12 protein-coding genes are annotated in these 12549 nt (G+C 73.4%); 8 read left to right on the top strand and 4 right to left on the bottom strand.

Going from position 1 to position 12549, the window contains the following annotated elements:
- Positions 1 to 335: 335 nt before the first annotated feature.
- The 5 genes from ACIBSW_RS37630 (at position 336) to ACIBSW_RS37610 (ending at position 5753) form a co-directional block, all read left to right on the top strand.
- Positions 336 to 1265 (top strand): diacylglycerol kinase family protein, encoded by a 930-nt coding sequence (locus ACIBSW_RS37630; RefSeq protein WP_354720185.1) that lies wholly within the window; start codon positions 336 to 338, stop codon positions 1263 to 1265.
- Positions 1266 to 1467: 202 nt separating this feature from the next.
- Positions 1468 to 3048, top strand: coding sequence for a lectin (locus tag ACIBSW_RS37625; protein ID WP_354720183.1), 1581 nt, complete (start codon positions 1468 to 1470; stop codon positions 3046 to 3048).
- Positions 3049 to 3123: 75 nt separating this feature from the next.
- The gene (locus tag ACIBSW_RS37620; protein ID WP_354720181.1) at positions 3124 to 3774 is read left to right on the top strand and encodes a DedA family protein; all 651 of its coding nucleotides are present in this window, start codon (positions 3124 to 3126) and stop codon (positions 3772 to 3774) included.
- Between the two features lie 46 nt (positions 3775 to 3820).
- Positions 3821 to 4468, top strand: coding sequence for a nucleoside/nucleotide kinase family protein (locus ACIBSW_RS37615; RefSeq protein ID WP_354720180.1), 648 nt, complete (start codon positions 3821 to 3823; stop codon positions 4466 to 4468).
- A gap of 337 nt (positions 4469 to 4805) precedes the next feature.
- The gene (locus ACIBSW_RS37610) at positions 4806 to 5753 is read left to right on the top strand and encodes a hypothetical protein (protein WP_354720178.1); all 948 of its coding nucleotides are present in this window, start codon (positions 4806 to 4808) and stop codon (positions 5751 to 5753) included.
- A gap of 31 nt (positions 5754 to 5784) precedes the next feature.
- Here ACIBSW_RS37610 and ACIBSW_RS37605 read toward each other — a convergent pair whose 3' ends face one another.
- Positions 5785 to 7617: an ATP-binding protein gene (locus tag ACIBSW_RS37605; RefSeq protein ID WP_354720176.1), complete on the bottom strand. Its 1833-nt coding sequence runs from the start codon at positions 7615 to 7617 to the stop codon at positions 5785 to 5787.
- A 129-nt stretch (positions 7618 to 7746) separates the two neighbouring features.
- On the opposite strand from ACIBSW_RS37605, the gene ACIBSW_RS37600 reads away from it, so the two are divergent.
- Positions 7747 to 8328 (top strand): hypothetical protein, encoded by a 582-nt coding sequence (locus tag ACIBSW_RS37600; RefSeq protein WP_354720174.1) that lies wholly within the window; start codon positions 7747 to 7749, stop codon positions 8326 to 8328.
- Here the strand turns inward: ACIBSW_RS37600 and ACIBSW_RS37595 are convergent.
- The 3 genes from ACIBSW_RS37595 to ACIBSW_RS37585 all read right to left on the bottom strand — a co-directional run bounded on the left by ACIBSW_RS37595 (position 8300) and on the right by ACIBSW_RS37585 (position 10519).
- Positions 8300 to 8929, bottom strand: coding sequence for an NADPH-dependent FMN reductase (locus tag ACIBSW_RS37595; RefSeq protein WP_354720172.1), 630 nt, complete (start codon positions 8927 to 8929; stop codon positions 8300 to 8302). The two genes, ACIBSW_RS37600 and ACIBSW_RS37595, sit on opposite strands and share 29 nt — an antisense overlap.
- Before the next feature lie 29 nt (positions 8930 to 8958).
- Positions 8959 to 10026: a glycoside hydrolase family 43 protein gene (locus ACIBSW_RS37590; RefSeq protein WP_404799581.1), complete on the bottom strand. Its 1068-nt coding sequence runs from the start codon at positions 10024 to 10026 to the stop codon at positions 8959 to 8961.
- Positions 10027 to 10114: 88 nt separating this feature from the next.
- A complete protein-coding gene (locus tag ACIBSW_RS37585) occupies positions 10115 to 10519 on the bottom strand; it encodes a hypothetical protein (protein ID WP_354720168.1) in 405 nt (134 codons plus the stop codon).
- 118 nt (positions 10520 to 10637) lie between these two features.
- Between ACIBSW_RS37585 and ACIBSW_RS37580 the strand changes: the two genes are divergently transcribed.
- Both ACIBSW_RS37580 and ACIBSW_RS37575 read left to right on the top strand, forming a co-directional pair.
- Complete coding sequence (locus ACIBSW_RS37580) at positions 10638 to 11234, top strand: hypothetical protein (RefSeq protein WP_354720166.1); 597 nt, start codon at positions 10638 to 10640, stop codon at positions 11232 to 11234.
- A gap of 24 nt (positions 11235 to 11258) precedes the next feature.
- Positions 11259 to 12536 (top strand): acyltransferase family protein, encoded by a 1278-nt coding sequence (locus tag ACIBSW_RS37575; RefSeq protein ID WP_404799580.1) that lies wholly within the window; start codon positions 11259 to 11261, stop codon positions 12534 to 12536.
- The last annotated feature ends 13 nt before the right edge of the window (positions 12537 to 12549 follow it).

Here is a 12549-nt window from a genome sequence, read left to right as displayed (position 1 = left end):
CTCCTATGACGGAGCCGACGGGCGGGCGATCCAGAAACGGTGTCGGACCTCCCTTTCCTCGGTTCTCTCGGGACGTTCCCCCTTGCGCCGGTGACGGCGGCGGGTCTGCGGAGCCGGGTGGCGCCCTCCGGGGGCGTGGGCCCCTCCTGGCTCCCGGTGGTGCCCGTCGTGACCACACGGCCGGGCACCGCGTCCGCGTCGCGATATTCCTGTTCGATACGAAAAACGCTAACTTCCCCGGATCGGGAAATCCAGGAACCGACGCACAGATCCCCTGCCCGCGCGGGTCATTCCCGCGTACGGGTGACGGGCCGAATTCGATAGGGTCGGCGGCAATGCGAACCAAGCGGCAGCTCGGCGACGACATCCGCGGTGCGCGGCGCGCGGCGCTCGTCGTCAACGCGCACGCCCGCCGCGGCCGCAAGCTGTACGAGGCGGCCCGGTCCGGGCTCCTCGCGGCCGGCTTCACTCTGCTCGGCGACCACCCGGTCGACCGGCCCGCCGAGCTGGAGCGGATCCTGCGGGACGCGGCCGGCTCCGGGGCGGACCTGGTCGTCGTCGGCGGGGGAGACGGCACGATCAGCACGGCCGCGCGGGTGCTCGCCCACCGCGACCTCGCGATGGGGCTGCTGCCGCTGGGCACCACCAACAACTTCGCCCGCACCGTCGGCGTCCCGCTCGAGCTCGGCGACGCCCTCGCCACGCTGGCCGGCGGCGAGGTGGTCGACGTCGACCTGGGCGTCGCCGGCGACCTGTTCTTCACCAACCACGTCGGCGTCGGCCTGTCGGCGGAGGTGATGCGCCGGGCGCCGCGTCCGCTGAAGCGGATCGCCGGCCGGCTCGCCTACCCGATCACCGCGCTGGCGCTGCTGGCCCGGCACCGCCCGCTGCGCGCGGTCGTGCGCGCCGGCGGGCGCGAACACGAGTTCCTGACCCATCAGCTCTACGTCGCCAATGGCGGCTTCCACGCCGGCCGGCCGATCACGGCGGACGCGCACGCGGACGACCGGCTGCTCGTCGCGTACCCGGTCGGCGGGCCGGCCCGGCGGGCGCTGCTGCGCGAGACGGCCCGCAACGCGTCCAGCGGCGCGCGCCGCACGCTGTGCGACGAGCCGTTCATCGCGGTCGGCGAGCTGTGGCTGGAGACCGACCGGCCGGCCCGGGTCGAGGTCGACGGCGAGCCGCGCGGCACCACCCCGATGCGGATCGGCCTGGCGGCCAACGCCCTGCGGGTGATGGCGCCGGCGGGCACCCCGGACCACTGAGCGCACCCCCCGGCGTGGACGTAACGCAAGATATCGACTATTGTCCCTGCAACGCCGTTGCGAGTTCTTCCCCCGTGGAATTCGCAGCGGCGTCCTTATTTTCCGGGCGGCCCGGCAACTGCCAACACGGTTGACAAAAGACCGAAACGGATAGACCTTCATCTATAGCTCCCGCGCCGGGAGCGGTGGACGGAGGTGTCCGATGCGTACGGGCCGGATCATCGTCTCCCTGCTGCTCGCGGCGGCGGCCGCGGTCGTCGGGCCGGCGGCGCCCGCGCCCGCGGCCGCCCTCGACAACGGGCTCGCGCGGACGCCGCCGATGGGCTTCAACAACTGGAACTCGACGCAGTGCCGGGCCGAGTTCAACGAGGCGATGATCAAGGGGATCGCCGACATCTTCGTCGACCGCGGCCTGAAGGCGGCCGGCTACCAGTACGTCAACCTGGACGACTGCTGGGCGCAGCGGCAGCGGGACGCGCAGGGCAACCTCGTGCCGGACTACGTCCGGTTCCCCAACGGCATCAAGGCCCTCGCCGACTACGTGCACGGCAAGGGGCTCAAGTTCGGCATCTACACCAGCGCCGGCACCGCGACGTGCTCCTCCATCGGATTCCCCGGCGGGCTAGACCACGAGGACCAGGACGCCCGGCTGTTCGCCTCGTGGGGCGTCGACTACCTCAAGTACGACAACTGCAACAACCAGGGCCGCGACGCCGTGCAGCGCTACACCCGGATGCGGGACGCGCTCGCGGCCACCGGGCGGCCCATCGTGTTCGCCATCTGCGAGTGGGGCGAGAACCGGCCGTGGCGCTGGGCCGGCGGCGTCGGCAACCTGTGGCGCACCACCGGCGACATCGAGGACAGCTGGGGCTCGGTCCTGAACATCATCCGGCAGAACAGCGTGCTGGCCGCGTACCCGGGGCCGGGCGCCTGGAACGACCCCGACATGCTCGAGGTCGGCAACGGCGGGATGACCGACACCGAGTACCGCACGCACTTCTCGCTCTGGTCGATGATGTCGGCGCCGCTGCTGATCGGCGCCGACCTGCGCGGCGCCTCGTCGGCGACGCTGAGCATCCTGACCAACGCCGCCGTCATCGCGGTCGACCAGGACCCGCTGGGCCGGCAGGCGTACGTGGTGCGCAACGGCGGCGGCCAGTGGGTGTTCAGCAAGGTGCTGGCGGGCGGGGACCGCGCGGTGGCGCTCTTCAACGAGAACGGCACCGCGGCGACCATCACCACCAGCGCCGCGCAGGTCGGCATGAACGCCGCGCCCACCTACGCCCTGCGCGACCTCTGGAGCGGCGCCGCGACCACCACGACGGGCGCGATCACCGCCACCGTCCCTGCGCACGGCACGGTCGTCTACCGGGTCTCCGGCGGCGCGGCGTACGCCGGCACCACGCTGGTCGGCCAGGGCTCCGGCCGCTGCCTCGACGTGCACGACAACGTCGTGGTCAACGACGCGGCCGTGGAGATCTACACCTGCAACGGCGGCGCCAACCAGCGCTGGAACCTCACCGCCGCGGGCGAGCTGCGGGTCTACGACGGCACCCGCTGCCTGGACGTCTCGGGCGGCGGCATGACGGCCGGCAGCCGGGTGATCCAGTGGGAGTGCCACGGCGGCGCCAACCAGCGGTTCCGGCTGAACGCCGACGGCACGATCACCGCCGTGCAGTCGGGGCTGTGCCTGGACGTCTCGGGCGCGTCGACCGAGCCCGGCGCCGCGGTCATCGTCTGGACCTGCCACCACGGCGCCAACCAGGTCTGGACCCGGGGCTGACGGCGGGCACCGATCAGGGTTTTCTCGGGGTATGGCCCGATGGCCCCCGCGCGGCCGGCCGACGAGGCTGGAGGGGTGATCGCAGACCTGATGGATGCCGCGGCGTCGCTCGTCGACCGGCTGGCCACCCTCGACGAGTGGTCGGTGCTGCTGGTCACCTTCCTGACCGTCGCGGTCGAGATGACGTTCCTGCTCGGACTGCTGGTGCCCGGCGAGTCGGTGGTCATGCTGGCCGGTTCGCTGCCGTCCGGCCCGGTCGGCTTCGCGGGCGCGATGGCGGCGGGCACGGCCGGCGCGCTGCTCGGCCAGGTTCTCGGGTACGCCGTCGGCCGCGTCTTCGGCGCCCGGCTGCGCGACACCGCGCTGGGCCGCAGGATCGGCGCCGAGCGCTTCGACCGCGCCGAGGCGTACCTGAGCGAGCACGGCGCGCCGGCGCTGGTCGCCGTCCGGTTCGTCGCGGTCATCCACGCCGTGGTGCCGATCGTCGCGGGGATCGCCCGGATGCCGTTCGGGCGCTTCCTGGGCTGGTCCGCGCTGGGCACGGTGCTCTGGGTCGGCGCGTTCTGCGGCGCCGGGGCGGTGACCGCCGGCGCGGACCCGACCGGCGGCGCCGCGGTGCTGCTCACCGCGGTCGGCGCGACCTGCCTCGGCGTGCTGCCGCTGTGCGTGCGCCTGGTCCGCCACCGCCTCGGCCGGATCTCGGCGGCGCCCGGCTGGGCCCGGTAGTCTCAGCGATCCGTCGCCACGGCGGCGCGGACGCGAGGAGGCGGCGATGAGGCCATCCGATTCCCCCGCGGTCGAGCTCGGCGCCGGCGAGCTCGTCGAGCGGGCCCGGGCGCTGGCCGCCGACGGGCGGCGGCGCATCCTCGGCATCGCCGGCGCGCCCGGCGCCGGCAAGTCGACGCTGGCCCGGCAGGTCGCCGACGCGCTCGGCGGCCGGGCCGCGCTGATCGGCCTCGACGGCTTCCACCTGTCCAACGCCGAGCTGCACCGCCTCGGCCGGCACGCCCGCAAGGGCGCGGCCGACACCTTCGACGCCGCCGGATACACCAGCCTGCTGCGCCGGCTGCGGCCCCAGCACGACGAGATCGTGTACGCGGCCGAGTTCGACCGCGCCCTCGAGGAGTCGATCGCCTGCGCGGTGCCGGTGCACCGCGACGTCCCGTTGATCATCACCGAGGGCAACTACCTGCTCGTCGACGACGACCGGTGGGGCGGCGTCGCCGAACTGCTCGACGAGTCCTGGTACGTCGAGCCGGGCGAGGACGTGCGGCTGGAGCGCCTGATCGAGCGCCACATCCGGTACGGCCGCAACCGCGCGGACGCCGCGGAGCGCTCGTACGGCTCCGACCAGCGCAACGCGGAGCTGATCGCGGGCACCCGGCACCGGGCCGGCCTGGTGGTGCGCGTCGCCGGGTAGCGGCGCCTCCACGTCGCACAAACCCACCAATGAGTTAAGCCTTTTCAGTGCGATTTGTCGTTCTCCAGATGGTCGACAGTGGTGCTTTTGCGCCGATGTTTGGTCTCGTTGACGCATGGACACCTCCGCGGTGTTCGCGACCGGCCCGACCATGATCTGGCGGGACAGCCGCGGGGGAGTCCAGGCCGTCGGCGAGAGCAGCCCCGTCCCGGCCCCGTCCGCCCGGTAACCGGGGTCCCGCCGGTTTGAAATCCGCACACGCGCGATCCACAGCGGACCGTCGTGCCCGGATGAGGCCAACACCACCGTGCACTGTCAACACCCGCGGAGGGACGTAATGCATGCTGCCCTGACGATCGCGCTTGTGCTGGCCGGCTCGCCGGCCCCGGTTCCGGAGCCCGCAGCGGCCCTGGACCTGCCGGCCTTCGCCGTCGGCGCCACCACCTCGGAGAACGACGTCATCGACGACGCCAACACCTGCGCCGGCTTCCTCGAGGAGCGCGCCAACCTCGGCGAGCAGCTGGGCATCCGCCGGGTGTTCGCCGCGCGAGGGCTGCCGCCGCCCGACGACGCGGTCGACTGCCAGCGGGAGTACGGCGCGCGGCTCTGGTACTCGTTCAAGACGACCTGCACGCCCGCCGGGGTGGCCGCGGGGTTCTGCGACGGTGAGGTCCTGTCCGTCGCCGCGGCGATGCCGGACGACGGCATCCTGACGTACTTCCACGAGCCCGAGGACGACATGACCGGCGTGCGGTTCGTGCGGGCCTTCACAAGGGTGTACAGCCTGGCCAAGACGATCAATCCGGCGATCGACGTGGTGCCGGTCTACATGGGCTACCAGTGGCGGCCGGACTCGTCGCTGGTCACCAGGAACGGCACCGGCGGCGACCGCGAGGTCCGGGACTGGGTCGTGCCGTCCGAGTACGCCGACGCGTACGGGATCGGCCTCTACTGGCAGGCGAGCGCCCGGGGGTCCGAGCCCGACGACCCGGTCAGCATCGGGCTGGACCCGCGGATGCGGCGCTGGTACGCCGCGTTCGGCGGCCAGTCCCGGCCGCTGGCGCTCGCCGAGTGGGGAATCGACGACGACCTCGGCGTCCGGGCGTCGCGGGGACCCGCGATCCGGGCCTCCGGCGCCTGGCTGAGGTCGCACGGTTTCCAGATCGTCTGCTACTGGCAGCACGGCAACTGGTACCTCGGCACGTCGGTCACGCCGCCGGGCGGGTACCCGGATCCGGACGGCGTCGCCGCCTACCGGGAGTTGGTCGCGGCGGCGACGCCGTGAGCGCCGAGTGCTCCGGCGACCGCGGGTGGGCTCAGGCGCCGGATGATCCGGGCCGGGGCACCTCGCACCGCGCCGACGGGAGGGAGAACCAGAAGCGGCTGCCGCCGCCCGGGTTGGCGGCGACGCCGACCTGCCCGCCGTGGCGTTCCACGACGCGGTGCACGATCGCCAGGCCGAGGCCGGTGCCCTGGTAGCGCTCGCTGCCGCGGGCCCGGGTGAACGCCTCGAAGATGGTGTCGACCTGGTCCCGCGGCACGCCGATGCCGTGGTCGGCCACCTCGATGTGCCATCCGCCGCCGTCCACCGGGCGGCCGGTGATCTCTATCCGCGGATCCTCGCCCGCCGGCGTGTACTTGAGGGCGTTGCCGATCAGGTTGTCGACGACCTGCCGCAGCATGGTGGCGTCGGCCTCGACGCTCGGCAGCGGCCACACGACGATCTTGGGCTGCGGCACGCCCTGGCCGTTCACCCGCTCACGGACCACCTCGGCCACCACCCGGTTGAGGTCGACCTCGGTGGTGACCAGCTCCCGGTTCTCGGCCATCGCGTAGTCCAGCAGGTCGTCGATCAGCGACCGCATGTCCTGTGCGCCGGCGTACAGGCGATCGAGGTAGTCGCGGTGCACGCGGTCGAGCCCGGGCCCGGCCTCGTCCCGGAGCAGGTCGGCGTACCCGGTGATGCGCGCGAGCGGGCTGCGCAGGTCGTGCGCGACGACGCCGGCGAAGCCGACCAGCTCCGTCTCGCGCTGGCGCAGCTGCAGCTCGACCGCCTCGCGGCGCTCGATGTCGTCGCGCAGCGCGGCGGTCGCGGCGTCCACCCGGCGCAGCGCGCGGTTGCGCGACGTGATGACCGTGCCGGTGAGGGTGGCGAGCAGCAGGGTGATGAGCCCGCCGACCACCCAGGCGACGAGGTCGAGGTGCAGGTCGGCGCCGGGCAGCAGCCGGTCGGTCGCCGCGACGGTGACCGCCCATCTGCCGTGCGGCACCTCGATCGCGACGGTGCGGGCCGCCCGGTCCGGGTCGATCGGGGCCGCCGGCCGCCACCAGGCGAACGGCGTGTAGCCCCCGGCCGTCTCGTCGGCCAGGGTGACGGCGACCGTGTTGCCCGCGGTCCGGCCGATCGCCTCGCTCAGGAAGCTGCCGCCGCGCACGCCCATCATCATCCAGCCGCGGAACCGCCCGCTGTCCGGCGCGCCGGGCGAGGTGGCGAAGACGGGCGCGACCAGCACGAACGACAACTGCTGCCGGTGCTCGGGCAGGTGCGCGTCGCGCAGCAGCCGGTAGGTGGAGCTGATCGCGACCTGACCGGTGGCCCGCGCCGTGCGCAGGGCCGCCGTGGCCTGCGGCGACGCGATCATGTCCTGGCCCACCGCGTCGCCGGTGCCGTCGATGGGGTGCGCCATGACGACGAAGAGATGCTCGTCGCCCCGGGCGGGCCGCAGCCGCAGGCCGGGATTGCCGGCCTCGCGCCAGAAGCTCTGCACCGCGGCGATCTGCGCGTCACCGGCCGGCACGACGAACGCGACGCCGGTCGCGCCGGGCAGCCGCTGCCGGTTGGTGGTGGCGGTGATCGCGTTGAACTCGGCCGCCTCGAGCCGGCTCTGCGCGCCGACGGCGCCGGCCAGATCCTGCAGGGAGGTGCTGTATCGGCGCATCTCGGCCGACAGCGCCCGCTCGACGGCGGTGGTCTGCTGGTCCAGCGCCCGGTCCACGCGGTCCTGCTCGGTGCGGCGCAGGGCGATCGCGGCCAGGGCCGTGCCGACCAGCCCGAGCGCGATGATCGGAACGAGAACCCGCAGCGCCCGTCGGCGGAGTCGTCGAGGCTCGCCACCGGGTGAGAAGTCCACCGCCGGAGCCGGTCTCACCCGTTGAGGCTACGCCGCGGCAACTGCGCGGAGCGCCCATTCGGCGATCCCCGCCCGACTCCGGGCAGCGGCGGTGGCGGGCGCAATGTCGCTGCGTATCCGGATAAGTCCCGTCGCGTTTGGTGGGGCATGGCACCAGTAGCGGCCGCGCGCCGCCCGGGGTTACGCAGGTGGGCCGTCAGCGTCGCCGCCACCGCGATGTCGGCATACGCCCTGGACGCCGGGGCCACCGCGGCCGGCGTCTGCCTGGTCGCCTCCGGGCTGCTCGGCGGCCTCGGCCACCGGTGGACGGTGGTGTTCCTGGTGCTCAGCTACGCGGTCTGGGCGCTCGGGCTGCGGGCCGGCGTGCGGGCCAACGGCGCGCTCCTGGCGGCGACCGGCACCAGCACCAACGTGCTCTCCAAGGCGGCGTACGACCTGACCCGGCGCCGGACGGCCGGCCCCCGGGCGGCCCGGCTGGCCGCGGCCGCCGGGTACGTGGTCACGGAGCTCGTCAAGGAGGTGCCCTATTACGGCGGCGCCTTCGGCGCGGTGCTGATCAGCGACTCGATCACCTCGAACGACGCCCTGGTCTTCCTGGCCGGTGCCAACCTCGGCGCCGCGGTGTACGAGTACGGCCTCGCGCGGCTCACCGGGCTGGTGCTCCGCCGGCGCCGGGCGCTGCCGCCCGGCAACCGCGAGGTCAGGACGGTGCGTGACCGTGGCGGGTGACCGTCGGGTCGCGCCGCAGCACCACCGGGTAGACGCTCGAGTACGTCTGCCAGGACGGCTGGTCGCGCTTGTCCGGCACCGCCAGCAGCCGGTCGAGGGCGCGCAGCGTGTCCGTCAGCGCCAGGCGCAGCCGCGGGTCGTCCACGATGCCCTGCGCGTCGACGGCGTTCGGGCTCACCGGGGTGCGGATGCAGGCGGCGCGCAGGATCCGGGCGCCGCCGTGGGTGAGTACGGTCTCCAGCGTCGAGCGGGCGCCGTCGTCCTCGCCGGGCGGCGCGACCGACAGCCAGGCCGCGGCCTTGCCGACCAGGTCGCCGCCGGCCACCAGCCAGTCGAGCAGGTTCTTCAGCGTGCCCGGCAGCGAGCCCGCGTACGCCGGGGTGCTGAACAGCACGGCGTCCGCCTCTGCCACGGCGCGCCGCAGGTCGGCGACGGCACCGGGCAGGTCCGGGTCACCGGGGACGAACGCGGGCAGCCCGCGCAGGCCCTCGTACAGGATGGTGGTCATCTCGGCGGGCGCGAGCCGCGCCGCCGTGCGCAGGGCGGAGGTGTGCAGGGATCCCTCGCGGGTGCTGCCGGAGATCAGCAGGATGCGGGTCATGGCGCCGACCCTACGGCGTGGCCGGGGCACTACTCGAAGAACTTGAGGCTGAATCCCGTGTCGGTGTTCGCGCCCGGCACGTTGGCACGCCGGTAGGTGCTGTTTCCCCACCACAGGAACGTTCCGGTGTACCAGTGGCGGTTCGCCCACGAGTACGGCGTGCCCTTGGCGACGGCGTGGTACATCAGCGGGAACCGTGAGCCGGCCGGCGGGCTGGTGCCGATGTCCCCGTTGAGCAGCACGAAGCTGTGGTGCCCGGGCCCGTTCACGTAGAGGGTCGGGTCCCAGCCGGCCATCATGGTGGCGCGGTTCGAGCCGAAGAGGCAGCCGTTGGACTTGTACCAGTCCCAGACGTAGGCCGGGTCGCCGCCGGCCCGCAGCCGCAGGTCGGCGAGGCAGTACTGGTCGCTCCAGCTGCCGTTGGCGGAGTAGAACACGTGCAGCTGCCCGTTGGGGTCCCGGATCGGCTCGGGGCCCTCGTTGATGAACGGGTTGCCGACCACGCGCTCCCAGGGTTCGCGGGGCTGGGAGATGACGTACCGGCCGCCGGTGGTCGCGCTGGGGCTGATCATCCGGGCGACGTACAGGTTCTGCTCGACGTTGGTGTCGCCGGCCCAGCCGGACCAGACGAACCAGCGCTGCCCGTTGTGGGTGAACATGCTGCCGTCGATGGCCCACTTGTCGTCCGGCAGCGCCATCCGGGTCTCGGCGGTGTAGCCCGAGTCGGCGGTCGCCGAGCTGATCACGTACATGCGGTGGGCGGAGCCGCGTCCCGCGGTGAAGTGGATGTAGTAGCGGCCGCCGTCGAAGGTGATCTCCGGTGCCCACACCTCGCCGAGGTTGCGGGCGTCGGTCCACACCTGGCGGGTCGGCGCGGCGGCGAGGGTGTCCAGCGAGGAGGCCTGCCGGACGGCGATCCCGCCGTTCAGCGACTGGACCGAGACGTACCGGGCGCCGATCCGGATCACGCTGGGGTCAGCCGCGCGGATGCCGGTCTGCGCCAGCGTCGACGGTGGCGCCGCGGCGGCCGGCCCGGGCGCGAACGCGCCCGTGAGTGCCAGGACGGTGAGGGCGGCGAGACGGCGGGAGTTCATCATCGTGACACTCCACGGTCGGCAATGAGAGCGCTCTCCCGAGCATCGATGCGCGAAACAAGATTGTCAATATGTTGACAAGTATCAATCGCTAGCGGTCGAGCGCCTCGTCGAACGGGATCACGCAGTTGGCGCCGGACAGGGTCGTGGACTCCACGACCACCCGGTCGTCGACCCAGATGGTGCAGGTGATCGCGCCGCCGGCGGGCGACAGGGCGCGCAGCCACAGGTCGCCGGAGGTGTCGCTGATGTCGGCCGACTTCGACCAGGGCGTGGCGGCGGCGTTGCCGACGTCCTTGCCCAGTTGCTTGTCGCCCGAGCCGTAGATGATCGAGGAGACCTTCTCGCCGCTGGAGGCGACCTCGAACGTCACCTTGTGCGGGCCGCCGCCCGTCGTCAGCACGAAGACGATCGCCGCTACCGCGAGGACAGCGGCCACGGTCAGGGCGGTCCACAGCGCCGGGCGGGGCCGGCGGGCTGACTCGATCTCGTTCACGGGCGGAGCGTAGCGGCGCGCCGACCGTTCCGGATCATCCTCTCGGTCGACTTCAGGCCGGTTAACGACGTCATACGGCCGCTTTGTGAAGTTTGCCGCGGCTGGGTATAACCAGCGCATGGACACTGACGAACTCGCGCGGGTGATCGCCGAGGTGCCCGGCCCCGAGGTGTCGATCGAGGGCGGCCTCGTGGTCGCGCGGGTGCCGGCGATCGGCGACGCCGTACGGATCTCGGCCGCCGACGTGCTCGACTACGAGTACCTGATCGCGCCGACCGGGGTACCGGGCGTCGAGCTCGAGATCCGGCGCGGGCACGAGAAACTGCCGTTGATCATCACCGTCGACGACGTCGTGTTCATGCCGTCCTACGCGGCGGACCTGGTCGCCGGGGACGGGCCGCTGAAGGTGCCCTTCGCGCCCGGCATGGTCGCGTACTCGGAGATGCACCGCGACGTGCGGGCGCTCGGCCGGGCGATCGACGACCCCACCCTGGAGCTGGATCCGGAGACCCTCGCGGCGACCCTGCTCGCGCACCGCTGCTTCCTCGCCGGCGCCGTGCGCGTCGGGCTGTGGCCGGTGCGGGTCGCGGCGTGGTGGGAGTACATGTGGGCCCGGGTCGGCAAGGGCCTGCCGGCCGCGCCGTTCCGCGAGGACCCGGCCTGGGACCGGCTGATGGCCGACGTGACCCTGGCCCGGCGGCACCCGGCGCCCTGACCCGGGGACGGCTATGGTTCGCGGGTGCTCGACACCGCCCCCGCCGTCCGCGCCCGGCCCGAACCCGCCCCGGGCTCGGCGGCCGAACGGATGGCCTGGCTGGACGGCCTGCGCGCGGTCGCCGTCCTCCTGGTGCTCTACGCGCACCTGAGCCGCTACCTGTTCCACGGCGTGCGGGGCATCACCGGCGAGTGGCTGCACGCCGGCACCGCCGGGGTCATGCTGTTCTTCCTGGTCAGCGGGTACATCATCCCGGCGTCGCTGGAGCGGCACGGCAGTCTCCGGTCGTTCTGGGTGAGCCGGATCGCCCGGCTGGCGCCGCTCTACCTCGTGGTCACCGTCCTGGTGCTGTGCCTCGGCGCGAACGGCCTCGTCCCGACGGACCCGGAGCTGGCCGCGCACCCCGCGACCGCGGCGGCGGCACACGCCACGATGCTGCCGCACCTGCTCGGCGTACCCCTGGTCACCCCGGTGTTCTGGACGCTGACCTTCGAGATGGCGTTCTACCTGCTGGTCAGCGCGCTTTTCGCGCTGCGGCTGCACCGCCGCGGCGGCGCGGTGGCCGTCCTGCTGGCGGCGATCTCGGTGCTGGTCGTGCCGCTGGCCCCGACCCTGCTCCCCGCGACCCCCGTCACGGTCGCGGTGGCGCTCGGCCTGGCGGCCGGCCTGCCCGCGGTGGCCAGCGGCCGGCGCTGGGCCGTCGTCGGCGGCGCGCTGCTGCTCGCCGCGATCGCCCTCACCCTGCTGGCGGCCAACCAGGACCCCGCGCACGTCTGGGACGGGCTGCTCATCGTCGCGGTCATGTTCGTCGGCACCACCGTCCACCGCGCCCAGCACGGGCAGACCGGCTGGTGGCGGGCGGGCACGGTCGCGGCGGCCGTCGGCGCCGCGCTGATCTTCACCTGGTACGCCGAACTGGACGCGCTCGGCGCGCCGACGGCGACCTACCGGACCCGCTCGGTCGTCACGTTGCTGGTCTTCGGCGGTTTCTTCGCGCTCGGCCTGCTCGCCCGCGCCGCGCGCACGCCGCGCCCGCTCGCCTGGCTGGGCCGGATCAGCTACTCCGTCTACCTCGTGCACTTCGTGCTGCTCCAGCTGTTGAGCCCGGTCCTGACCCCGGCCGGCGACCGGCTGCCGGTCCTCGCGCAGGTGCCGGTCGCGCTCGGCTATCTCGGCCTGCTGCTGGGCCTCTCCTGGCTGACGTACCGGTTCGTCGAGGTGCCCGGCCAGCGGCTCGGCCGCCGCGCCGTCCGCTGGATGACCGCCCGCTGGGGGTCCGACTCCGCCGCGCCGGCGCGCTGAACCGCGGCGGGCG

Source organism: Actinoplanes sp. NPDC049668 (assembly GCF_044465445.1).
GTDB lineage: Bacteria > Actinomycetota > Actinomycetes > Mycobacteriales > Micromonosporaceae > Actinoplanes.
Note: the sequence above shows the minus strand (reverse complement) of the source record. Positions and strands in the feature narration are given on the sequence as shown.